The sequence below is a fragment of the Paenibacillus sp. LjRoot153 genome, assembly GCF_964253085.1.
Taxonomy (GTDB): Bacteria; Bacillota; Bacilli; order Paenibacillales; family NBRC-103111; genus Paenibacillus_E.
This window is the reverse complement of sequence record NZ_CAXUQH020000001.1, coordinates 5,529,175-5,553,857: the sequence shown is the minus strand read 5'-3', so window position 1 is coordinate 5,553,857 and position 24,683 is coordinate 5,529,175. Positions and strand designations below refer to the sequence as shown.

The following is a 24,683-nucleotide window of genomic DNA, read 5'->3' as shown; positions in this document are numbered from 1 at the left end:
TGTGACGACAGCTCTTTTTTGTTGGACTAACTTCGCTCAGAGGGTAGGTCTGCGACTTCGCTTACAAATTGGTAATGTCCTGAAGTAACGCGAAGTACGGCATATCCAGCTTCATAACCGATGATTTCGATGCCTGAGGCTGCTTCAATCCTTGAACCGTTTTCTGTAATCATATCCATGGCAAATGCAGGGACATAGACATCAGCCGTACAGTTTGCAGGAATACTCACGTTTAACGCCAACTGAGTTTGATTATAGCGTTTCCATTCAACACCCATAGATCCGACAGGCAACCGGTGCTCAACCTTGACTTCATCCAAGCCACCAGGTATCGACGGTTTAATCGTCAACTTAAAGCTTTGGAAATCGGGGTCATATCGATAATCGATTCCGGCTAAGCCGGCGTAAAACCATTCTTCCAAATGACCGAGCATAAAATGGTTTTGTGATTTGCCGACAGTTGGACCGTCCCAGGCTTCCGTTAATGTCGTTGCGCCATGTACGATTTGATAGCCGTAGCTTGGATGATCCGTTTGTCGAGTCATTTTGTAAATGATGTCCGAACGGCCATTCTGCGCGAGGGCAAGCAGCACATAACGATGCCCCACATCACCAGCAGTTGTATGATAACCATGTAGACGTATGTCTTCGATTAAATGAGTGAGTACGGTTTCCTTAAAGGGATCATCCACAAGTCCAAATGAAAGCGGCATGGCGTTGGAGGTTTGACTGCCAGTGGCATATCGGGAAGTTTCCCGGTTGTAAAATGCGTTATTAAACGCCGATTTGATCTTATCCCGTAAGTTAATGTAGTTGATGACGTCCTGCTTGTTGTTTAACAAGTTTGCTATTTGCACAAAAACATCAACGATATGATAATACATGGCTGTTTCCGTGTGGGGGACAGGTGTGTTTTGGGCGAAACCAGGTCCATTTTCCCCAACATCATACCAATCTCCAAGCCCTTGATGGACGATTAAATGATCGGAGCTCTCCGTCACATAATCGATGTACACTTTCATACCGTCGTAATGCTCGGTTAAGATCCGAGTATTGCCGTACAGTCGAAACAGGTTCCAGCCTGTCAACACGTACGCACCACCCCAAGAAACAGAATCACGGAAGCAGCGCCATTTATCGGAAAATACAACATATTCAGGTGCCGTCGTCGGCACCATTCCGTTCGGCAGTTGGGTATCTCTGATATCTTCCATTACTTTCGTTAACAAGGCTTCTACCTGATAATTGAATGCCACAGAGGGACCCATCAAATGGATTTGCTCCAACCATCCGAGCTTTTCTCGATGCGGACAATCCGTAAAAAGACTTTTCATATTGCTCAGAATCGCTTGATTAATCATTTCGTGCGTCCGGTTCAACATAACATCCGAGCATTCGAAATGACCTGATAATCCCGTATCTGGATAGATCATTTGTCCCTCCAAGCGGATCAGTGAAGGAATCTCTGAGAGGGGAGTGGACGAATCGACAGGAATAGCGCCTTCGATTTGTACATAACGAAAACCGTAATAGCTGAAACGAGGCGACCAGATTTCCTCTCCCTCTCCATTTAGGATATAGGAAAACCTGTAAGGGGATCCAGTCCACTTTTGATTGGCGGTACCGTCTTCCTTCAACAGTTCTGCCGGAGATAGAGTTACCTTAGAATCCTTCTGACCCCTGATTGATATTTCAACCCATCCTGCAAAGTTTTGCCCGAAATCCGCCACGTATACGCCTGGACTAGGTTGCGTTATGCTCAATGGTTTAAAGGACTGCATTACTTTCATTGGAGAAAGTGCTTCCGATTTAAGCTTCCCAAGAGGAGGAACAACTTCGGCTGCGTATCTCCAATCATCGCTTTCCGTGTAACCGGGCAGATCCCAACCCGATTGATTACGGCGAGCATCATAGTCCTCACCCCCATAGATGCATGAAAAGGTGATAGGTCCTTCTGCGATACGCCAGTCCTGATTACTGGTTATTGCAACCGTTGAACCGTCGGTATAGGTGATTTCAAGCTGTACCAAGCATTTGGGGGTACCGAAGGAACGTTTGAATTTCGTGTAACGGCCACCCGTGACATTGAAAAATCCATTACCGAGCATAACACCAACCGCATTGGTGCCTGTATTCATTAAATCCGTCACATCGTAGACGTTGTATAGGCAGGTATTGTCAAAGTTTGTCCACCCCGGTGTTAGCACATGATCGCTGACTTTGTTTCCGTTTAAGCGAAGCTCGTATTGTCCCAAACCGCAGATGTAAGCTCTTGCTCTTCTCACCCTTTTCACTAGTTTGAATTCATATCGGAACAGCGGAAGCGCCATACGTTTGAGCGACTCTCCAATAGGTTCTCCAATCCAGCGAGCTGCCCAATCAGACTCATGAATAAGTCCCATTTCCCAAAACGAAGCCGGGCTTTCTTCCATCTGATCGTCTTGATTCCAAAATTGAAGCTTCCAATAATAGCGAATGCGAGATTGAAGCGGAGGACCTTCATATAAAATATGCACGTTTTTCCTGCTTGCTATTTTACTGCTGTCCCATACGATGTGCTGCACATTTTCTTCAGCGGTTGACACTGTGATCCGGTAGGCAGTTTGCATTTGCGAGCGAGTAAGACTGGATTTGTAACTCCAGCTGAAAGCAGGGCGTGTCACATCGATCCCGATTGGACATCTTTTTCCTTCCACAAACATTTCATCCAGTTGCATGGGTAGGGTCTCCTTTGAAAACATCATGCGAGGCAGCCACACTGATCGTACGGAACTCTTTTCCCCAGTTTTTTGTCGCATCACCTTCCTTATAAGGTCGGCAGGAGCAATAGAAGTGATAAAGCACGCCATGATGCGTAATGATAGACGGCTTATGCGCAAAAATAGAGTCAATCGTTCCTTCTTCGCCTACGCGAATGATCGGCTCCGGATATTTATCCCAGTGTAAAAGATCTTTCGATAAGGCAATTCCTTCTTGTGCTTGCTTGTAATTATAGCCAAAGAAATACATGATCCATTGATCTTTATCCTGTAAAACACAAGGGTCGCTAACAAAACCGGAGTCCCATCTTTCCGGAGAGACACGTAGAATCGGGTTATGCTCGTATCGCTGCCACGCGATGAGGTCAGTTGAGAAAGCAACTCCCGTTTGTTCGAGCCATTTGCCCTTATTCGTGTTTTTGGCATTATAAAACAAGTAGAACGTACCTTCATGTTCAACAAGGCATTCCTTGTATAAACCGCCTTTTTCCCAATCTGCGCCTTCTTCCGGGGTTAGAATGGGATCAACGTATCTGTGCCACTCCAGTAGTTGTTCATCTTCCGACCATGCGATTCCGATTTTCGCCGAACCTTCTTCGTACCCGAAATTAGGGTAGGCGTGATAGAGCAGCCAGTATTTGTTGTTCCATTTCTTAAGCACGGGAGGAGCATCGATACTATTTTCCTTCAAAATCCATGTACCTGCTATATTTTTCGAGTCCCAGACTGAACCTTCATTTCGCCGTAAAATGACACTAAGGTGCTCCCAGTTTAACAGGTCTTTGCTGGTGGCCAAGGCTGTTTGATAACCCGTACCGTCAAATCCTACGTACATCATGTAAAACTTATCATTATGTTGAAAGACGAAGGGGCAATCAACGGCACGTTCATCAAAGTGCCCGGGGATGCCGGATCCGATAAGCACCGGTTTACCCAATTTATAAGGCGTTACATAGGGCTCAATATTCATGGTTTTCAATCTCCTTATCGGTTTGTAGAACTTGCGACAGATGCCACATATTGTAAGATTACTATCACACCTATTCCTACTGAGGGGGGGATTGAATCCGATATATAGGTCGATTGCATCTTCAAACTACAGCTGCATTGACATCGAATGTAAGCGGGCGTAGGATGAGGGAAAATTGTGGAAATTTTGTTCGGAAGGGGGGACTCCTGTGAAAGACGGTTATGCATCCAATCCGTTCATGTTTCAGACGTCCGGCAGCATTGTCGTCGGTCGTAATGTCATCGACCAGTTGATTCCGCGCATCAAGTTGCTCGGCGAATTTCGGCACGCTGTGATCGTAACACAACCTTCGATCATAAAGATGGGGGTAATTGAACAAATTCTAGGAGAGCTAAAACAAGCCGGTATATCCAGTCGTTGTATAACGGAGGTGAAACCGGAACCGACGGTAGACAATATTCGCTCCGTATTCAGTAGCATTTCTGCCGAACCTGTAGATTTACTGATTGGTATAGGAGGGGGAAGTGTTCTCGACGCTGCAAAAATATTTTCCGTTTTGCTGACGAATCCAGTTGACGTGCAGAGTCTGATTGGGACCGATCTTGTTTCGCAATCTGGCATTCCGATGGTTCTTGTACCGACGACTTCTGGGACAGGTTCGGAAGTAACGCCGAATGCCATTGTAAGCGTTCCGGAAGAAGAGTTAAAAGTTGGCATTATCAGCAGGCACTTGCTGCCCAAGCTGGTCCTCATTGACCCTGTTTTGACGATAAGCTTACCGAAATCGATCACGGCTGCAACGGGAATGGATGCGTTTACGCATGCCTTGGAATCGTATATATCTAACAAGGCTAATCCGATAAGCGATATGTTTGCCTTGGAATCAATCCGCTTGATTGCAGAAAGTCTGGTTCTTGCTTATCATAACGGTTCGGATCTTGAAGCGAGGGGGAAAATGCTGCTCGGGTCCATGTACGGCGGTATGGCGTTGAGCGCAGCCGGCACAGCGGCCGTTCATGCGCTTGCATATCCACTCGGAGGCAAGTTCAATATTTCGCACGGAGTTGCCAATTCGATGCTGCTGCCTCATGTTATGGCCTTTAATCAGGATGCCATAGCAGATCGGCTTAGAAATGTTGCTGGGGCCATGGGTCTGCACGTTGGGAAGATGGGAAGGACGGAGTCCTCCGATATGGTGATCAAGCAGATTTTCGAATGGACTTCAGAGATGTGTATCCCGCAAAACTTGCGCGAATTTGGCATTTCGGAAGGAGATGTGGATGACCTGGCGATCGCTGCATCCAAGGTTACCAGGCTTTTAACTAATAATCCGAAGCCGATGGACTTGGCGTCGATTAAAACAGTGTATCGGAAACTGTTCCCTTGATAAAGAGAGTGTGTCTGCCTGGTTAGGCGTGTTCGAAGCACGTGTTACTAATCAAATCGCTAAGGAGGTTACCGCAATTGAAAGTTGCCGTTATTGCCGATGATCTTACGGGAGCGGGGGATACAGGCGTACAGTTTGCCAAGCACGGGCTGCATGTAACTGTACTTTTACAGTTCAATGCGGGAATGGAAGCGGTGTCAGAGCAGGATGTGCTTGTGCTGGATACCGACAGCCGATCCCTGAATGCCGAAGCCGCTTACCAGAAAGCTGTTGAGGCATCGAGGTGCGCTCAAGCTTTCGAAGCGGATGTTGTGTTCAAAAAAATTGATTCCACCTTGCGTGGAAATCTGGGGTCGGAAATGGATGCCGTTTACGACACCTATCGTCCCGATTTCGTAGTCATCGCTCCTGCTTATCCCGAAGCTGGACGTCTGGTTCGCGAGGGCAGATTGTATGTTCATGGAACGCCGCTGCATGAAACCGAGTTCGCAAGCGATCCGAAAACACCGATTACCGAATCCTTTATCCCAGAATTATTGCGTCATCAGACGAAGCAACCTGTCGAGGTCATCCCTTCCGAGATATTAGCGGAGGGGAGAAGCGCGTTGGAGCTCGTATTGCAAAATTGTCTATCCCGAGGTATTTGTTATTTGCTTGTAGATTCTGACAATGATGATGATTTGAAATGTATCGTTTCCCTGTTCGGGGAGACATCGTATTCGGTTGTTTGGGTTGGTTCAGCAGGTTTGGCACAACAACTGGCAGTTCAATATGAATCCTTAGCGCAGCCATCGCCAAAGAAATTAAATCATCCAAACTGTCCGATACTTGCTGTGATTGGCAGTGTCAGTTCTCGGTCACGCCGTCAATTGGACGTCCTTCTTAGCCAACCGAATGTGCGGGGCATCCGGATGGAGGCTTATCGCCTCGTATCTGGTAAAGTCGAAACAGAGCACGAATTGGTGAGTGTAGTGGAAGAAGCAGCACAGGCCATAAATGCAAACTTTCATACAGTGTTATATTCGTCTGGTGACGTGGAAGCTATACGACTCGCCCAGAATACCGGCGCCCTAAATGGCATGTCTGCACAAGAAGTTAGCGATACGATATCTCGTGCTTTGGGAGAATCCGTGTTCCGTTTGATGAATCGCAGCAGGATTGGAGGCGTCATATTGACCGGTGGCGATACAGCAAGACAAGTATGTTCATTTCTGCAAGTAAACGAATTTCGAGTGCTTGACGAGGTGGAAAGCGGTGTGCCGATTGGATGCCTTGTTTCAGATGAACATCTTCCTGCCGTAACCAAAGCAGGGGGATTCGGATCTGACCAAGTACTGCTGCGAGCGTTGGAATTGTTGAATGGAGGATTGAGTACGAAATGAAACCAATAATAGGAATCACAATGGGCGATGCATCAGGCATCGGGCCTGAAGTCATTGTGAAAGCGCTGCACCATTCTCAAGTATACGAACGCTGCCGTCCGCTAGTGATTGGAGACCCGGTCATGTTAGAACGTGCACTTCAAATCGTGAAAGGTACAGCTTCCATTCATATCATATCGAGTCCTCAGCACGGGCGTTACGAATACGGCAGCATTGATTGTTTGGATTTGCGCATGCTCGGTCCTGACCTTTCATTCGGTAAAGTATCCGCCGAAGCGGGACACGCTGCTTACGTGTTTGTTGAGAAAGCAGTGGAATTGGCTTTAGCTAGGCAAATTGACGCCATATGCACCGCCCCTTTAAATAAAGAGGCTCTGCATAAGGGAGGCCATCTTTATCCGGGTCATACGGAAATATTAGCCGGACTCACACATACCGAAGATTATAGCATGATGCTCACAGCTCCAAAGCTGAAGGTCATACATTTAACCACACATGTCGGACTGATTCAGGCCATTGAGTTGATCAATCCGGAGCGGACGTACAAGGTAATCAAGCTGGCATATGAAACGTTACAGAGGGCTGGAAACGACAAACCTCGTATTGCTGTTTGCGGGATTAATCCGCATGCGGGAGAGAATGGTCTATTCGGTAATGGAGAGGAAGAACAAAAACTGATTCCTGGTATCAGATTAGCAGCTGAAGAAGGTATTAACGTTACCGGTCCTTATCCAGCTGATACGCTGTTTTATCGAGCTGTAAAGGGGGACTTTGACATTGTGGTCGCTTGTTATCATGACCAAGGACATATACCGATCAAAGTGCTTGGTATTGAAGCCGGCGTGAACATCACGATCGGTTTGAATGGAGGAATCATTCGCACCTCTGTCGATCATGGGACAGCCTTCGATATTGCAGGTAGAGGAATAGCGGATGAAAGAAGTATGTTGGCCGCGATCCACGCTGCGGTTGAGCTTGCTCCTAAACCGATAGATAACCTTTCCTGAGGCAGATAATGTAGCAATTTAAAATCCGTTCCATACAAGGAGAGTTACGATGTTAAAGCCAGCAGGCATTATCCCCGCTATGATTACGCCTTTTGATGACAATCAAAACATCAACGAATCGGCATTGCGTCTATTCGTTCGCAGGTTCATCACCGCTAACGTCCATGGTCTGTTTTGCCTCGGTACCAATGGAGAGTTCTTTACGCTGACAATGGAGGAAAAGCTACGAGTTGCCGAAATTGTCATCGAGGAAGCTCAGGGACGCGTTCCAATTTATGTAGGCGCAGGGTGCGTAGGAACGCAGGAAACGGCTCAGTTAGCTGCACGTCTTGAACAAATGGGCGCCGACGCTTTATCCATCATTACACCGTATTTTTTAACATTTACACAGCAAGAGTTGATTGGACATTTCCGAACAGTTGCGGAAGCGACGAAACTGCCTATTCTCCTGTATAACATTCCGGCGCGAACCGGCAATACCCTCTTACCCAAGACGGTCATGGAGTTAAGCAAAGTACCTAACATTGTCGGTATTAAGGACAGCAGCGGAAGCTTTGATAACATCTTGCAAGTTCTGGAGCAGTGTGATCCGGATTTCGCCGTACTGGCAGGGACAGACTCACTCATATTGCCGACATTGATGGCAGGCGGTCATGGGGCTATCGCAGCTACGGCCAACGTATTCCCGGAAGTCGTCAGGTCCATTTACGATTTATGGCTGCAAGGGAAACCAGAAGAAGCCGAATTGTCACAGCGTAAGCTGCGCGCGTTGCGCAGTGCATTCTCGATGGGAACACTGCCTTCCGTGTTGAAGGAGGTTTTGAACATGCTCGGTTTGCCTGCGGGAGACCCTCGACTGCCGGTTCAACCTCTCTCTCCGACTGCTAAAGCGGAGCTGAAAATCGTGATGGATCCATATGTGAGCGCAGGCGTCATTAAATGATCAGGAAGAGGTGTTGTTGATAATGGAAGTTAACATTCCGAACGGCGTATGGCCAACGATGCTAACCCCTTTCACGAATTCCAAAGAAGTGGACTTTGAAGCATTAGGGGAGCTGGTCGAATGGTACATTGAACAAGGTGTTCACGGCCTATTTGCGGTCTGTCAATCGAGTGAAATGTTCTACTTAACTTTAGAGGAGAGAGTGAGGATCGCACAGTTCGTCAAGGAAAAGTCAAATGGCCGTGTACCTGTCATCGCTTCTGGCCATATATCAGACGGATTCGAAGAGCAAGTGATTGAGCTTCAGCGGATGGCTGACACCGGGGTTGATGCTGTCGTGCTGGTTAGCAATCGATTTGCCGGTCCGGAAGAATCGGACGAGGTATGGTTGAACCGTGCAGAACAGCTGCTCAATCGAGTGCCAGATGTGCTGTTTGGTATTTACGAATGCCCTTATCCGTATAAAAGGCTGATGAGCCCGAAACTGCTTAAATGGTGTGCGGATACAGGCAGGTTTGGATTTCTCAAGGACACGAGCTGCGATATTAAACAGATTGCTGAGAAGATCGATGCTGTAAAAGGAAGTCCGTTGAAAATATTCAATGCGAATTCCGCTACCTTACTAGCATCGTTACGTTTAGGGGTGGCCGGCTTTAGCGGCGTGATGGCCAATTTTCACCCTGACTTGTATGTGCGTCTTTCGGAGTGCGGGGACTTTCAGTCTGAAACCGCAGAAATGATTCAGGCATTTATCGGACCTGCGTCATTAATCGAACTTCAGATGTATCCTGTTAATGCGAAATATCATCTGCAAAGATTAGGTTTATCCCTAGCGATGCACTGCCGCACCAGAGATGCAGGTGCTTTCAGAGAAAACCAAAAATCGGAAGTGAAGCAGCTCGATGGGCTGTATCAACTATTTAAGCAGCAGTTACTGACAAAACAAAATGTAACGGTTTGATCAAAAAAAGGAGATGCTACAGTGCCATTTAAAACGAAGGACAAAATCGTATTTATAGGTGACAGCATAACGGACAAAGGCAGAAAAAAAGACCCCTTAAAACTAGGCTCTGGCTATGTTCGGCTGCTGCATGATTATCTCACAGCGTTATACCCTAAGTTGTCGTTAAAGATAATCAATGAAGGCGTATCAGGAAACCGAGTGATTGATTTAGAAAAAAGATGGAGAATGGATGTCTTGGATCATCAGCCACAGTGGATTTCAGTTTCTATCGGGATCAATGATGTTTGGCGGCAGTTGGATTCGCCAGATGCGGAGCAAGTATACCCTGACAAGTTCGAAGCCGTGTATCGCAGCCTATTAGAGCAAACGAAACAATTACCTAATTGTCGTGTGATCCTCATGCAGCCTACAGTCATCAAGGAGTATCCTGATTCTACAGGAACCCGTTTACTTAAGCCTTATGTTGATATTGTCAATCGACTGACAGAAGAGTTCAATGGCGTCCTTGTGCCGACACATGAAGCCTTTCTGAATTTCTTGCAATGTGAAACAGGCCAGGATTTAACGACGGACGGCGTTCATATGAACACGCTTGGGGATATGTTGATGGCTACAACTTGGCTGAAGGCGGTTACTGGTATTCCTAATAGGAATTAGTGCAAACGATTATTCAAATTTCAGACTGCATGCCATTCATCATGGTTGCAGTCTTTTTTATGACATTCTTCAAGAAAACCGCGGTGAGGTGGAGGGCGTCGCCTATAAAATAGGTGAATTCGCCCTATAACCGAAAGTTCAATTTTAGATACACTTGACTCAAGTATCCCGGTGAAGGGAATCTGTCCATAGGAGATGAGGTTTTTGAAAGTTTCTGATCTGAAAACGGAATACTCCGAAAATCCGTTAGGCATAGTAACGACCGTTCCACGTTTAAGTTGGATCCTGAAATCGGAAGAATACTTTCAGTTTCAATCGGCGTTCCAAGTATTGGTTGCATCCAGTATGGAGCTTTTGAATAAAAATAAAGGTGATTTGTGGGACAGCGGTAAGGTTAAGTCGGATCAATCGATCCATGTCGCTTACGGAGGAAAACCTTTAGAAGCAAGACGGGTTTATTATTGGCAGGTCAGGGTGTGGGATAAAAACGATATAGTGTCTGACTGGAGCGGCCCAGCTCACTGGTCGATGGGTCCTTTCAATAAGAACGAATGGCAAGCACGTTGGGTTGGCAGAACAAAACCGCAGCATTCGGAGCTTTTACCCTCTCCCTATCTGAGGAAAACATTTCAAATTGATAAGCCGGTACATCAGGCTTTCATTTATGCAAGCGCATTAGGTCTGTACGAATTGCATATCAATGGTGAAAGGGTAGGCAGAGATTATTTTGCCCCCGGATGGACGGATTACAAGATCAGAGTACAAGTTCAGACCTACGATGTAACATCGTATCTGGGTAACGGAACTATGACTCTAGGTGCAATCCTAGGTACTGGATGGTACGCCGGCAACGTAGGTATGTTTGGCCCAAACAGATATGGCGATAATCCCTATTTACTCCTTGAACTGCATATCGAATATGAAGACGGTTCCTCTCAAATCGTTGTGACCGACGAGTCATGGAAGACAATGGCAGGTCCAATCTTGTATTCGGATTTACTTAAAGGCGAAAGCTTTGATGCTCGTTTGGAGCCAAAGGGATGGAGCTTGCCAGGCTTTGACGATGATGCGTGGGAGTCCCCTAGTATCTTAGAAAGATATGAAGGGGTTCTGACCGCACAAGTAGATCCTCCTGTTCAAGTCATGAAGGAGCTGCTGCCGGTCAGCATGAAGAAAACATCGCGCGGATCTTACCTGTTTGATATGGGACAAAATATGGTCGGCTGGGCGCGTCTTCAGATCGAAGATGGACAAGAGGGTCAACTCGTTACCGTCAGCTGCGCAGAAATGTTGAATGAAGACAATACCTTATACACGATAAACCTTCGTGAAGCCGTTCAGCAGGAGACCTACATCTTGAGAGGCGATAGAGTAGAATGTTTGGAGCCTCATTTTACTTTTCATGGTTTCAGATATGTGGAAGTAACGGGATTGACGAGTTCGCCGACGCTTCAAACAGTCATTGGCAGAGTGGTGCATTCGGCAACACCGCAAACAGGTTGGTTAGAAACTTCAAACGTCATGTTGAATAAGCTTCTAAGCAATATCGAGTGGGGGCAACGCGGTAATTTTCTCAGCGTGCCGACGGACTGCCCGCAGCGTGATGAACGGCTTGGATGGACGGGTGACGCACAAATCTTTGCTCGGACAGCCAGTTACAATATGGATGTCGGACGCTTTTTCAATAAGTATATGATCGATGTTATCGATGCTCAGCGTCCTTCAGGAGCTTTTCCTGATGTCGCGCCGGATTCCGGATGGGAAGAGTTTAAGATCAACCAAACGGAATTGAACTGGCATGCTCCGGATAACGGCGGTTGGGGCGATGCAGGGGTTATTATTCCTTGGACCGTTTACCAGGTTTATGGCGATCTCAGAAATTTGGAAGATTGTTATCCGGCGATGGTCAGATGGGTGAATTATTTACAAGCGAACACGGTGAACTTGATTCGACCGGGTTATTCGAATTATGGCGATTGGCTGTCTATCCATGCGGATACGCCAAAGGACGTGCTTGATACCGCTTACTTTGCATACAGTACCTCAGTGCTTTCCAAATCAGCGAAGGCGCTCGGCCATGAAGAAGATGCCCGTAAATACACGGATTTGTTTGACAGGATCAAACAAGCATTTTCAGAAGCATTTGTGGATCAGTCAGGACGAATCAAAGGTGACACCCAGACCGTTTACGTGCTTGCCCTTAAGATGAACCTGCTGACAGATGAGCAACGCAAACTTGCGGTTCACTATTTGGCGGAAAATATTCAGCTCCACGGCAATCATTTAACAACAGGATTTCTCGGTGTTGGGTATCTGCTTCCCGCATTAACCGAAGGGGGAAGAGAAGATCTTGCTTACACTTTACTCAATCAAGACACGTTCCCTTCCTGGCTTTATTCCATCAAACATGGAGCTACGACAATCTGGGAACGATGGGATGCCTGGACTGAAACGGATGGATTCCAAAATCCGGGTATGAATTCGTTTAATCACTACTCATTGGGTTCAGTCGGTGAGTGGATGTATCAGCATATTTTGGGGATCAACTCCGATGAGGACAGACCGGGATACAAGCATATCGTGATCCATCCCCGTCCTGGCGGCGAGCTCCGTTTTGCTAAAGGTGAATTTCATTCTGTCTATGGCAGGATTGGCGTAGAGTGGACATGGGAACGGTCTTTGTTCGTTATGAAAGTCCAAATTCCTGTGAACACAACTGCCACGATCTATGTGCCGGGTACCGTCCTGAATAAGGAAGGGCACGTAACAAATGGACTGCAAGAAATAGGAACATCAACCAATCAATCCGTTTACAGCGCCGGTTCAGGAAGCTATACATTCATTTCCCGGTGGACGGTTATTCCGAACAAAGGAGAGAGACGATGACATTTGAAGTTGAGAAAACCACAGGAAACAGTGAATGGTTCACCCATGACCGTTTCGGCATGTTTATCCATTGGGGATTATATTCATTAGCAGCTAGACATGAATGGCTGCAATCCCGCGAAAAATTGAGCGGGGAACAGTACAGTAATAAATATTTCAAACGATTTGATCCGGATTTATACGATCCCGAGCTTTGGGCTCAGCTCGCATCCGATGCGGGGATGAAGTACTTCGTGACGACAACAAAGCATCATGAGGGCTTTTGCTTATGGGACAGTAAGCTTACCGATTATAAAGCAACGAATTCTCCCGCAGGGCGTGATGTGCTAAGACCTATGGTAGATGCTTTTCGTAAACGTAATATGAAGGTAGGTTTATATTATTCCTTGCTCGACTGGCATCATCCTCATTATACGGTTGATCCTAAACATCCACTTCGTTTTGATCCCAATCATATCGCTGGGAATAACCAACTAGACTTCACTAACTACCGAAACTATTTGTATGGACAAACGAAGGAATTGCTGACGGATTTCGGTCAAGTAGATCTGTTATTTTATGACTTTTCGTTCCCAGAAGAAAACGGTTTGGCGGGCAAAGGCAAGGACGATTGGGGCAGTGAAGAGCTGGTCAAAATGATCCGCACCTTACAGCCGAACATTTTATTGAACGACCGCTTGCAGGTGGGAGGGGATATCACAACCCCTGAACAATATATGCCGACCAAATGGGTACAGGTAAACGGAAAGCGTGTCGTTTGGGAAACTTGTCACACTTTTAGCGGTTCGTGGGGCTATCACCGGGAAGAAGAGTCATGGAAGAGTGTCGATTTGCTGATCAAAATGATGATTGATACTGTCAGCAAGGGTGGCAATCTATTATTGAATGTCGGCCCAACTGGACGCGGTGAATTCGATGAGCGTGCCATAGATCGGTTGAAGGGAATGGGTGAATGGATGAAGCGGCACAACCGCTCCATCTACGGATGCACACAAGCACCGGAAACATTCGTTTGCCCCGACGATTGTCGGTTAACTTACAATCCGGAATTGAATCGCATGTACGTACATGTATATAGTTGGCCGTTCAAAAATATCCATCTTCACGGCTTCGCTGGAAAAGTAGAGTATGCACAATTCTTAAACGATGCGTCCGAAATCAGATTTAAGCAAGGTTTTGTTCCGAGCGGCATTGAAAACGGAGCTTTCAAAGAAGGTCGAGATGAGCATACCGTGACGCTATCGCTGCCTGTCAAGAAACCGAATGTGACCGTTCCGGTCATCGAACTATTTTTGAAATAAACGAATCGAATGGAGGTTGGATCAAAACGATGAAAACTGTTACCCTTGGATACGCGCCCAATCCTGCCCCGCGGGTTGAAAATGGCATAAGGTTGCTAAAACAAGCGCTGCTGGATTGTGGCTATGAGGTAAATGCGGAAGAAGTGTCCTGGACGTGGGACAGCTACCGGTCCGTACAGGGAAGAAAAATCTTTGTGGGAAACCGCAAAGAATCTGATTTGCTGCAGCAGCTGGAAGAACGAGACGTCCTGCTGTATCACACACAAGCTCCGGAAGGAGAAGGATTTTACATAGCTACTTGCCCTGGAAATCTGGCATCCGTTTCCGGAGGCAGCGATTCTGGCGTACTCTATGGCTGTCTGGAGCTTGCTGGGCGTGTCCGCGCCGAGGGTTTTTTGCCTGAAGATATCGCCTATGGAGACGCTCCACGTTTTTCACTGAGAGGACCGGCGATCGGATTGCAGAAAACAACCGTCGAACCGCCTCGCCAAACGTATGAATATCCGATTACCCCAACACGCTTCCCTTGGTTTTACGACCGGACATTGTGGCAGGAATTTCTAGATATGCTGCTGGAACAGAGGTGCAATATCGTCTATTTGTGGTCTGGGCATCCCTTTTCCTCTTTAGTGAAATTGGCGGATTACCCGGAGGCGCTTGAAGTTACAGAAGAAGAGTTCGCGCTGAACGTTGAAACGTTCAGCTGGGTGGCACAAGAAGCGGATCGTCGAGGCATATGGCTCGTATTGAAGTTTTACAACATTCATATTCCGCTGCCATTTGCAGAGAAGCACGGATTGAAGCTGCATCAACCGAAACCACTTCCGTTAACCAGTGATTACTATAAAAAGTCGATTGCCTCCTTTGTACGTTCATTCCCTAACGTGGGGTTGATGGTCTGCCTTGGGGAAGCGCTGCAAGGACAAATATACGGAGTGGAATGGTTTAACGAAACGATTCTAGCGGGCTTGCTGGAAGGGCTTAAGGATTCAAATGTGAAGGAAAAGCCGCCAATCATTCTGAGATCCCATGCGATTGAACCGCAAAAGGTCATTGAGGCGGCGCTGCCTCTATATCCCAATTTGTATACCGAGGCCAAATATAACGGAGAATCATTGACCACGTATACACCACGAGGCAAATGGCTGGACATTCACAACCGTCTCGGCTCACTAAAGACGATTCATATCGTGAATGTACATATTCTTGCTAACCTAGAGCCTTTTCGTTACGGGGCACCTTCGTTTATCCAAAAATGCATGCAGGCCGCCAAATATCGGCTGAAAGCGAACGGGCTTCATCTGTATCCGTTGTTTTTCTGGGATTGGCCGTTTTCCCCGGATTTGGCTGAGCCAAGACTTAAACAACTGGATCGCGATTGGATATGGTTCGCAGCTTGGTTCCGTTACGCTTGGAATCCGGACCGCGATCCGGCCGCAGAACGGAATCACTGGATCGATGTGCTTGGCCAAAGGTTCGGCAGTCCAGAAGCAGGTGAAGCGATATTGGATGCGTACGAAGCGTCCGGCGAATGTGCGCCCAAATTGCTGCGGCGTTTCGGCATTACCGAAGGCAATCGTCAAACGATGAGCCTGGGAATGACGATGAGTCAATTGACGAATCCGGATCGGCACATGCCGTGGCCTGATTTATGGGAATCCCAATCTCCTCAGGGGGAAAGGCTGGAGGACTATGTGATCCGCGAGTTGAAAGGCGAACCGCACGTCGGAGAAACGCCTCCGGAAATTATCGCAGATGTCAGTCGGCATGCGGCAGACGCGGTGCATGCGATCGAGAAGGCGCGCAAATTGGTGAAACGAAACTGGGATGAATTTGATCGCTTATTCGATGACATGCAGGCCATTCGTCTCATGGTCAATGTGTTTGTGCATAAAGTTCAAGCGGCATTGCTCATTTTGACTTACAAAGGCAGGGCTCAAGGGGAGTATTTCACACAGTTGGCATTGTTGGAAGAGGCCGCTGGGCATCTTGAGAGCTCCTTGAAAAGCTACCGCGCATTGACGTCTTTGACGGAAAAGACCTATTTATTCGCCAACAGTATGCAAACACCGCAGCGGAAAGTACCGATTCGAAACGGTCTTGAATACAAGCATTGGACGGCCTGTTTGCCAGTTTACGAGTTAGAGTTGGAACATTTTCAGTTCCATCTTAATGAGTTAAAGTCAGGTACATTGCCTGAGGCGCTGAAGAATATGAAAGATCCCATTGTTCCATACGGAGAGGTACCGTTCACTTTACTGTCCGGAAACGCGGAAACATACCGAGTTGAGAAGGAAGCGCAAGTGTTTGTGGATGGGGATATTCACATCGTCGGATGTGCGGAGGAACTCGATGGTTTGACCGGTATCCGATTCAGCCAAATGGAAGCGGGTCTAAGCGGAGTAACGATCGATATTGAATTGAATCACCCCTCCAAAGTGTTAATTGGCTATTTCAATTCGAAAGATGAGCAGTGGCTTCAAGTCCCGAGCTTGGAAGAGAATACACATGCAGATGACTTGGGCGGATATGCGCCAGTATTGCAAAAAGGATTACGTCTGTATGCGTATCCATCTGTCAATGTTCATACGTTTCGATATGAAGCAGGGCGGCATTCGCTTGATTTGGGCAAGGGAGCTTACTTGATTTTGGGCGTCATACCTGCTAATCACGAAATTCGACCAAGAAATGTCGAGCACAAAAATGATGGCATCAACACGCTGGATTGGCTGTACGAGTAAGCAAGCGACAGATGGGGAGAGAGTCTATGACTGATAAGAAATCCACGCTCTGGTATGCCCATCCGGCCAAGAATTGGTTTGAAGCGCTTCCCATTGGCAACGGCCGGTTTGGAGGGATGGTGTATGGCGGTACAAACAGAGAGCATATTCAATTAAACGAAGACACACTTTGGTCGGGGGAACCCCGAGAAACAGTCCGCTATGATGCGGAGCGGTATCTCGGACCCGTGCGTGAATTGATATTTTCGAAGAAATATGCGGAAGCCGAGCAGATGATCGAGCAGTACATGGGAGGTCCGGATATTGAATCCTTCCTACCGCTTGGGGATTTGGAGCTTATCTACGATGAAGAGGGCGAAATTTCGGATTATTGCAGGGAATTGGATCTCGAAGCAGGTGTTGTAAGGGTTCGTTACAATCAAAATGGCGCTGTTTACACGCGTGAAGTGTTCGTATCCGCTGTTGATCAAGTGATGGCGATCCGTTTAAATAGCGAGAGGAAATCCAGTTTTACCGCCACTCTTCAAAGTCCACTGCAGTTTTCCGTCCGCAAAACAGGTGTAGACCGGATAACGCTTACTGGCCGCTGCCCGTATCATGTTTTGCCTAACACAGTCAAATCCGTTGAACCTGTTCGCTATGCCGAGGGGAAAGGCATAGGATTTGAAATCCACCTTCAAGCGAAGGCAGAATGCGGTAAAGTGGAAGTCAGCGGTGGGCGCATTCACGTAAGCGGGAAAGGGGCGGTAACCTTACTGCTGACCGCTGCTACAAGCTATAACGGTTTCGAAAAAGATCCGGCTGTTCTAGGCAGAAATCCAACAGACATGTGTGCGGCAGCGCTTTCGAATGCCATTCGGCTGGGTTACGATCATGTGAAAGAGCGGCATATGAGTGATTACGCCGCACTGTTCAACAGAGTTTCAATTGACATTGGCGGTAGAGGTGAAGACAAAAGCATTCTACCTACGGATGTCCGCATCCAGGCAGTCAAAAATGGATCTGATGATCCTGGTCTAGCTGCGTTGTTCTTTCAGTACGGGAGATATTTGCTGATATCAAGCTCTCGTCCCGGTACACAGCCTGCCAATTTGCAGGGCATTTGGAATGACAAAACTCAACCTCCTTGGTGCAGCAGCTGGACGACAAACATTAATATTGAAATGAACTATTGGCCTGCGGAAGTGGGCAATCTTGCGGAATGCCACCGACCGATGTTTGATTTGATTGAAGATTTACGAATTACAGGCCGGAAAGTAGCCAGTGTCCATTACCGAAGCAGGGGGTGGACCGCACATCACAACATCGATTTGTGGCGTACCGCGACGCCTGTCGGCGGCTCGCCAAGTTGGGCCTTTTGGCCGATGGCCGGCGCTTGGTTATGCCAACATATATGGGAGCATTACGCGTTTAGCCAGGATGAACAATTTCTCAAACAAGCGTATCCTGCATTGAAAGAGGCGGCGCTGTTTTGTTTGGATTGGCTTATCGAGGATCCTGACGGATATTTGGTTACTTGCCCATCCACTTCCCCTGAAAATTTTTTCATTACCCCTGAGGGGAAGCCAAGCAGTGTAACCAAAGGAACGACGATGGATTTGGCGTTGATCAAAAGTTTGTTTGCCCACTGTATAGAAGCTAGCCTCATTCTAAACCAAGATGACACATTTAGGGGTCAACTGGAAACGGCATTGAGCCAGTTACCACCGTTCCGTATTGGGAAATACGGTCAGCTGCAGGAATGGGACGAAGACTTCGAGGAGTTAGAACCGGGCCACCGACACATTGGGCATTTAGTTGCTCTTCATCCGTTGGACCTAGTGACACGTCATGGACAGCCCGAACTTTTTGAAGCCTGCAAAAAAACACTCGAACGCCGTCTTGCTCACGGCGGAGCGCACACGGGCTGGAGCTGCGCTTGGACGGTTAACTTTTGGGCACGGCTAGGAAACCCAATAGACGCCAATAGATTTTTAAATGACTTGCTGGCAGGTCTGCACCCCAACATGATGAATGCTCACCGGCATCCGAAGGTGAAGATGAATATTTTTCAAATTGACGGTAATTTTGCCGGCTTGTCAGGCATTGCGGAAATGCTGCTGCAGAGTCACGCTGGAATGATCCAACTTCTGCCAACCTTACCGCCTGAGTGGGAGCGCGGAAGCTTGAAGGGATTGAGAGCTCGTGGCGGATTTGAAATCGATATGGACTGGAACGATGGTAAACTTACACGTGCCTGGATCAGGTCGATTGCCGGAAAGAAGTGCCGGTTATTGAGCGCTCAGCCGGTTCAAGTTCACCTGAATGGACAACTCATTTGTTCAACAGGAGTCGAATCCATATTTGAGACTGACGTGGGATTCTGTTACGAAATTGTTCCTGTATCGGAGGTTGGAGATGAAATACGTTAACACCATGAAGGAATTTATTTTTGAGGATGATAGACCGTTCCTTAGCTGTCACGCATCCACATTGGAATTGCTGCCGAGCGGCGAAGTTATAGCCGCATGGTTTGGCGGAACACGTGAGAAAGCCGGAGATGTTGCTATTTGGCTATCACGGAGGGGAGTCACGGGGTGGACGCCGCCCCTTAAAGTAGCGGATCAAGCGGATATTCCGCATTGGAATCCCGTCCTTTTCCGTACCAATGACGGTAATCTATTTCTTTATTACAAAGTCGGAACCACGATTGCCGAATGGGAAACGATGGTTATTCGCTCAACGGACGATGGACACACATGGACGTCTCCGCTTCCCTTGGTTAAGGGGGATAAGGGAGGAAGGGGTCCTGTCAAAAACAAGCCTATAGTTCTGTATGACGGTACGATAGCAGCTCCTGCCTCATTGGAACCAGCCTGGGATGTATTCGTTGACCTCTCGAGCGACGGAGGCGAGACCTGGACTCGCAGTGAAATCGTTCCATTGGACCGCAGCGTAATGAAAGGCTCAGGCATTATCCAGCCTTCCTTATGGGAATCTACCCCTGGAAATGTGCACATGTTCACTCGAAGCAGCGAAGGGCATATATATCGCAGCGACTCAAAGGACGGGGGGAAATCGTGGTGTACAGCATATCCCACTGATTTACCCAACAATAACAGCGGAATCGATCTGGTGAAGCTGGATAACGGCACAATCGCGCTTATTTATAATCCCACACGTCCGGAAGAAGGGAAGAAAAAGGGGCCGAGAACGCCGCTTGTCATTCGACTTTCGCATGACAACGGAATTACTTGGGAAAATGAATTTCTGTTAGATGAAGGAGAAAAGCAATATTCCTACCCTGCTATTGTTGCAGGTGGACTAAACCTATATGTGACCTATACCTGGAAGCGCGAACGCATTGCCTTCTGGAAAATAACGCTTTCCGATTTAGCATGATTGACCTATAGATTGAGACGATAACCACCATTCAAGTATCAAATGAATTCGGTATAATAATTATGGTAATATTATACACCCATAAGTATATGTGGGATGGGAGGTCATCCATGCCAGCTGGCAGCCGATTGGACGAAACATTGCGCGCGGGAAAAAAAGCACTTCGCACGCTCCCCGGTGTACTCTTGCTCGGTTCGACCGGAGCGCGGTTGTGGGCCGATTATTTGGATCCCGTACCTGGTTTTTCTGGAAGGTTCGATTTTATTCACAAAGTGAATATTCCTTTGTTGTTTAAGATAACGAACAATTTGGCAGAAAGCTTAGAGCCATGTCAGACGGAATGGTTTCCAAGTCACTTGCTCATGGCCTATACAGGTAACCGTCTTTCATTGGAAGAACGCAAATTCATAACTTGGAATGATTGTGCGGTTTCGTGTCAAACTTGGACCAATCTCAGCAATGAGGAGCTAATCCTTCGTATGGAGACCTATGGCGATTCATTCTCAGAGCGCATAGAGAATTATCTGTATGGATCGTTCAATATCGAGCATTACAGCTTTAACGTCTCAGGTGCTATTGCCGTAAGTGATCCCACTATATTCGAAGAGCTACGGTTGAAACCAGGTGAAACCAAAGCAATTATTGTCGCTGCAGCATTCGGAATTTCCGGTCAGGATGAGATCGCCTTGCTGAAGGAACGGGCATCGAGCTATGCGGAAAGCGGTTACACAGTTGATCAACTCGTAGTAAATCAGAGTAATGAGTATCAAATCTGGTTTGAGAAAACACCTACATTCGCCAGCAGTGACCCTGTGTTAAACAAGACTTGGACCTATCGTTGGTTTCTGCTGCGGCACAATTTGGCCGATCCGCAGTACGGTCACTTGTTCTATCCATTGTTTTACGAGGGAAGATCTCATAAAAAAAGTAAAAAGCCTTTTAGTAAGGGCGGATGGGAGTTCAGCAAGCTAATTAATCTGTCCGTTCCTTTACATATTATGGATGCTAGATGGTATCACGATCCAGTATATAGTGAGGGTCCGCTTCGAAACATGAAGAGCGCTCCCGGCGAAGACGGTATGTTTAGCTGCTTGACGGTAGATTCCATCCTGCATTCCTTTGCCAACTTCTCTTGCTGGGCCGCATATAAGCTCTTTCTCGTGCATCGAAATACCGAAATGATAACTGATCTACTGCCTGCCATGAAATCGAATATTTCCGCATGGAAACGTGTGAACGGTAATGATCAGGATCATTTGATGATCGAACACAAACATACACGGACGGGAAAAGAATATCAGCCAAGTTATTGGTATTTTCACCAATTTCCGAAGAATCCGAAGGACAAAGCTACCTATACCCATCTTAAGAGGGTGGATCGCGCTGTTTATCACTACTTGAACACGCTAGGCGTTGCTAAGCTTTGCGAGGCAACGGGCGATCCGGAAGCGAAAGAATTTTTTTGGCAAGCTGAAGAAATCAAGCAGGATATACTTGGGAAAATGTGGAATGAAGATACAAAGTTCTTCTATGATCTACATTATCAAACAGATGAAAAGGCGTTTGTCAAAAATATTGTCGGGATCTATCCCGGGTGGGCAGAAATCCTGGATGATCAATTCAATGGGATGATCGAGCATCTGTTCAATGAACAGGAATTTCGTACGAAATGCCCGTTCCCGTCTGTTTCCGCCGATTGCCCTGCCTATTCGCAAGAAGGCGGTTGGATGGGACACTTTGTCAAAGGTCGGAACGGCTGCGTTTGGGACGGTCCAACCTGGCCATATACCAATTCGATCGCGCTTGATGCGCTTGCCAAGGAAAGCAAGCGGAGAAATCATCAATTTGATCGTCAATTTGCCTACTATCTCCGCGAGTATTCGTTTCTCCATTTTATGCAACGAGATTTAAACCAACCCGGTCTTGTTGAGCATTACAACAGCGCAACGGGTGAACCTTTAAGTGACGAACAGGAATATAATCATTCGTACTATATCGATTTGTTAATTTCACATGTGGCAGGATTATCGATTGAAAAAGAGGGGATTGTTCTGGATCCTCTGAATGTGGAATTAGATTATTTTTGTCTGGATCACGTAAAGGTAGCGGGCATGGATATACGGATCTCCTATCGGAAACCCAATGTGTCAGCGGATTCTGCCAACATTGAACAAGGCTACCGTTTATATGTAAACGACAAACTTATTTTCTCCAATCCAACGCTTTGTCGAACAGAGTTAACTTGGGAAGAAATGACCATATCGTAAATTGTACTACCATAGTGACGAGGAGTGTATTCTATTGAAACGTTTCAACGGAGTTATTGTTCAGTCGGAAACGGATCCGCAATTACGGGAAGCATACCTTCCTATTCCGTATCCGAATGACAACCATGCCGCTAATTTACTGGAACTAGACAATGGTGATCTTCTCTGTGTCTGGTTTTCGGGCAGTGGGGAAGGCAATCCCGATACCAACGTGTTGATGTCAAGATTACCTGCCGGATCCAATGTATGGACTTCTCCTGTACAGCTGTCAGGTGATATCGAACGATCCGAACAAAATCCGATCCTTCATCAGGCACCTGATGGAAAACTTTGGCTGTTCCATACGTCCAACGAGCCCCACAATCAAAAAACATCGAGGATTGTTTACCGCATTTCGGATGACCAAGGCTATACATGGGGTCCAACTGAAGTCTTATTTGATGGTTTGGGCATATTTCTAAGGCATCCTCTGCTCGTGCTCGCAAATGGCGATTGGCTGCTTCCAACGTATTATTGTAAACTTGACGGGCATTACAGCGTTGTGCAAATCAGCTCGGATCAAGGGAAAACATGGAAGGAATACGAAGTGCAGGGCAGCACGCACCGGGTTCAAATGAATGTTGTTGAACGAAATGATGGTACGCTTTATGCCATGTTTAGAAGCCGCCAGGCGGACCGCATTTATACAAGTATCTCTCAAGATAACGGGAGAAATTGGACGGTTCCAGTCAAGAGTGAATTGCCCAACAATAATTCCTCGATGCAGTTCATTAAGCTGCATAACGGGCATCTGGCCTTGATATATAACAATTCCTCCATGGAACGGGACCAATTCAGGTGGGTTCAAAGGAAGGGCGAATTCCGCAAAAAACCGCTTCGTACACCACTTACCTTAGCCATTTCGGAAGACGAAGGAAAAACATGGCCATACTACAGAAATATACAGATGGCGGATTTGGAATACAAAGAAAGTGAGATCGGGTATTCCTATCCCTCGATTATCTCCACGCGTGATGGCAAGATACATATTGCTTTTTCTTATTTACGCAAAGGAATCAAACATGTTTGTCTAACGGAAGAATGGGTGAGTGAGGGTTAATATCATACGTCGGAGGTGATGGTCATGAATGGTAGAATTGGACATTTAAGCGGAGATATGTTTTTTGACGGTAAGATGAATATTTTCATAAATCGCGAATTGGAATCGTTTACAACTACCCAACATACCCATGATTTTGTTGAAATCAGTTATGTAGGGGAAGGAAGCGGTTATCATTACATAGAAGATCAAGTGATTCCCATTAAACAGGGAGATCTGTTTGTGATTCCGATTGGAACATCACATGTGTTTCGGCCGTCCTCTCCGACGCAGGATAAAATGCTCGTCATTTATAACTGTATTTTTAGAGTAGAGTTATTAGAAAACTGGATGCATTTGCTTCAGGAAGAATGCCTGACCTACAATTCCATCACACTCCCCTGCAAGTGCCCCGAGCGCTGGCTGCATTTCCAAGATAAACATGATACGTTTTCAACGATTGTTAACGCGATGTATCGAGAATATTTGAAACGAAGCAATGGCTTTGAGACTATTTTGACAGCATTACTGATTCAAATGTTGGTGATGCTGCAGCGTTTTGAATTGAAAAATGAAACGGAAGCGGTTCCTTTTCGGATGCTAGAGGAAGTTGTTCATTTCATCAAAGCCCATTACACCGACAACCTTACGGTTCAGCATGTGGCGGATTACTTTTTTTTAAGTGCCAGCCATTTTCAACGGTTGTTTAAAAAATCAACGGGCTTATCATTCACGCAATACTTACAGAACGTGCGTATTCAAAAATGCTGTGAACTACTGAAGTCATCAGATATTCCGATCTACCAAATTGCCAATCAGGTCGGTTATCAGGACATGAAATTTTTCCATGCGTTATTTCGTAAAAAAACGGGGGTAACCCCTCGACAATATCGACAAAACTTCCAAGAATTTGAAGATAAAGCATTAACATATTAATAGTTTTAGGGCTGACCATCGCAA

16 protein-coding genes are annotated in these 24,683 nt (G+C 46.7%); 14 read left to right on the top strand and 2 right to left on the bottom strand.

Translation table 11 applies throughout. The annotated features are described in order from the left end of the window. Positions 1 to 26 precede the first annotated feature (26 nt). Together ACSQ8P_RS23975 and ACSQ8P_RS23970 are read right to left on the bottom strand one after the other, a co-directional pair. Positions 27 to 2,717: a family 78 glycoside hydrolase catalytic domain gene (locus tag ACSQ8P_RS23975; RefSeq protein ID WP_436237487.1), complete on the bottom strand. Its 2,691-nt coding sequence runs from the start codon at positions 2,715 to 2,717 to the stop codon at positions 27 to 29. Then, positions 2,704 to 3,729, bottom strand: a complete 1,026-nt coding sequence (locus ACSQ8P_RS23970; protein WP_436237486.1) for a family 43 glycosylhydrolase — start codon at positions 3,727 to 3,729, stop codon at positions 2,704 to 2,706. The genes ACSQ8P_RS23975 and ACSQ8P_RS23970 overlap by 14 nt, the downstream gene beginning before the upstream one ends. A 238-nt stretch (positions 3,730 to 3,967) precedes the next feature. Here ACSQ8P_RS23970 and ACSQ8P_RS23965 point away from each other — a divergent pair, with 238 nt between their 5' ends. From ACSQ8P_RS23965 to ACSQ8P_RS23900, 14 genes are all read left to right on the top strand, one after another. Further along, positions 3,968 to 5,116: an iron-containing alcohol dehydrogenase gene (locus tag ACSQ8P_RS23965; protein ID WP_436239590.1), complete on the top strand. Its 1,149-nt coding sequence runs from the start codon at positions 3,968 to 3,970 to the stop codon at positions 5,114 to 5,116. Positions 5,117 to 5,193: 77 nt separating this feature from the next. Next, on the top strand, positions 5,194 to 6,498 hold the full coding sequence (locus tag ACSQ8P_RS23960) for a four-carbon acid sugar kinase family protein (protein ID WP_436237485.1): 1,305 nt from the start codon (positions 5,194 to 5,196) through the stop codon (positions 6,496 to 6,498). Continuing rightward, entirely contained in the window at positions 6,495 to 7,505 is a 1,011-nt protein-coding gene (gene pdxA / locus ACSQ8P_RS23955) for a 4-hydroxythreonine-4-phosphate dehydrogenase PdxA (RefSeq protein WP_436237484.1), read from the top strand. The genes ACSQ8P_RS23960 and pdxA overlap by 4 nt, the downstream gene beginning before the upstream one ends. A gap of 49 nt (positions 7,506 to 7,554) precedes the next feature. Then, positions 7,555 to 8,448 (top strand): 4-hydroxy-tetrahydrodipicolinate synthase, encoded by an 894-nt coding sequence (gene dapA, locus ACSQ8P_RS23950; protein ID WP_436237483.1) that lies wholly within the window; start codon positions 7,555 to 7,557, stop codon positions 8,446 to 8,448. A 22-nt stretch (positions 8,449 to 8,470) separates the two neighbouring features. Then, a complete protein-coding gene (locus ACSQ8P_RS23945; protein ID WP_436237482.1) occupies positions 8,471 to 9,409 on the top strand; it encodes a dihydrodipicolinate synthase family protein in 939 nt (312 codons plus the stop codon). 21 nt (positions 9,410 to 9,430) lie between these two features. Further along, positions 9,431 to 10,069 carry an SGNH/GDSL hydrolase family protein gene (locus ACSQ8P_RS23940; RefSeq protein WP_436237481.1) on the top strand — a complete coding sequence of 213 codons (639 nt, stop codon included), beginning with the start codon at positions 9,431 to 9,433 and terminating at the stop codon, positions 10,067 to 10,069. Between the two features lie 204 nt (positions 10,070 to 10,273). Then, the gene (locus ACSQ8P_RS23935) at positions 10,274 to 12,955 is read left to right on the top strand and encodes a family 78 glycoside hydrolase catalytic domain (protein ID WP_436237480.1); all 2,682 of its coding nucleotides are present in this window, start codon (positions 10,274 to 10,276) and stop codon (positions 12,953 to 12,955) included. Next, positions 12,952 to 14,256, top strand: coding sequence for an alpha-L-fucosidase (locus ACSQ8P_RS23930; protein WP_436237479.1), 1,305 nt, complete (start codon positions 12,952 to 12,954; stop codon positions 14,254 to 14,256). Before ACSQ8P_RS23935 ends, ACSQ8P_RS23930 begins: the two co-directional genes overlap by 4 nt. 29 nt (positions 14,257 to 14,285) lie before the next feature. After that, complete coding sequence (locus ACSQ8P_RS23925; protein WP_436237478.1) at positions 14,286 to 16,997, top strand: hypothetical protein; 2,712 nt, start codon at positions 14,286 to 14,288, stop codon at positions 16,995 to 16,997. 26 nt (positions 16,998 to 17,023) lie between these two features. Beyond that, positions 17,024 to 19,408, top strand: coding sequence for a glycoside hydrolase family 95 protein (locus ACSQ8P_RS23920; RefSeq protein WP_436237477.1), 2,385 nt, complete (start codon positions 17,024 to 17,026; stop codon positions 19,406 to 19,408). Beyond that, positions 19,395 to 20,378 (top strand): sialidase family protein, encoded by a 984-nt coding sequence (locus tag ACSQ8P_RS23915; protein WP_436237476.1) that lies wholly within the window; start codon positions 19,395 to 19,397, stop codon positions 20,376 to 20,378. The genes ACSQ8P_RS23920 and ACSQ8P_RS23915 overlap by 14 nt, the downstream gene beginning before the upstream one ends. A gap of 110 nt (positions 20,379 to 20,488) precedes the next feature. Then, positions 20,489 to 22,645, top strand: coding sequence for an MGH1-like glycoside hydrolase domain-containing protein (locus ACSQ8P_RS23910; protein WP_436237475.1), 2,157 nt, complete (start codon positions 20,489 to 20,491; stop codon positions 22,643 to 22,645). Between the two features lie 34 nt (positions 22,646 to 22,679). Continuing rightward, complete coding sequence (locus tag ACSQ8P_RS23905) at positions 22,680 to 23,744, top strand: sialidase family protein (protein WP_436237474.1); 1,065 nt, start codon at positions 22,680 to 22,682, stop codon at positions 23,742 to 23,744. A gap of 24 nt (positions 23,745 to 23,768) precedes the next feature. Then, entirely contained in the window at positions 23,769 to 24,659 is an 891-nt protein-coding gene (locus tag ACSQ8P_RS23900; RefSeq protein ID WP_436237473.1) for a helix-turn-helix domain-containing protein, read from the top strand. Positions 24,660 to 24,683 lie beyond the last annotated feature (24 nt).

Excerpts from the sequence above, each read along its gene's own strand:
- ACSQ8P_RS23975 (WP_436237487.1), bottom strand. The coding sequence starts at position 2,717 with ATGCAACTGGATGAAATGTTTGTGGAAGGAAAAAGATGTCCAATCGGG.
- ACSQ8P_RS23970 (WP_436237486.1), bottom strand. The coding sequence starts at position 3,729 with ATGAATATTGAGCCCTATGTAACGCCTTATAAATTGGGTAAACCGGTG.
- ACSQ8P_RS23965 (WP_436239590.1), top strand. The coding sequence starts at position 3,968 with ATGTTTCAGACGTCCGGCAGCATTGTCGTCGGTCGTAATGTCATCGAC.
- pdxA (WP_436237484.1), top strand. The coding sequence starts at position 6,495 with ATGAAACCAATAATAGGAATCACAATGGGCGATGCATCAGGCATCGGG.
- dapA (WP_436237483.1), top strand. The coding sequence starts at position 7,555 with ATGTTAAAGCCAGCAGGCATTATCCCCGCTATGATTACGCCTTTTGAT.
- ACSQ8P_RS23945 (WP_436237482.1), top strand. The coding sequence starts at position 8,471 with ATGGAAGTTAACATTCCGAACGGCGTATGGCCAACGATGCTAACCCCT.
- ACSQ8P_RS23930 (WP_436237479.1), top strand. The coding sequence starts at position 12,952 with ATGACATTTGAAGTTGAGAAAACCACAGGAAACAGTGAATGGTTCACC.
- ACSQ8P_RS23925 (WP_436237478.1), top strand. The coding sequence starts at position 14,286 with ATGAAAACTGTTACCCTTGGATACGCGCCCAATCCTGCCCCGCGGGTT.
- ACSQ8P_RS23920 (WP_436237477.1), top strand. The coding sequence starts at position 17,024 with ATGACTGATAAGAAATCCACGCTCTGGTATGCCCATCCGGCCAAGAAT.
- ACSQ8P_RS23915 (WP_436237476.1), top strand. The coding sequence starts at position 19,395 with ATGAAATACGTTAACACCATGAAGGAATTTATTTTTGAGGATGATAGA.
- ACSQ8P_RS23910 (WP_436237475.1), top strand. The coding sequence starts at position 20,489 with ATGCCAGCTGGCAGCCGATTGGACGAAACATTGCGCGCGGGAAAAAAA.
- ACSQ8P_RS23900 (WP_436237473.1), top strand. The coding sequence starts at position 23,769 with ATGAATGGTAGAATTGGACATTTAAGCGGAGATATGTTTTTTGACGGT.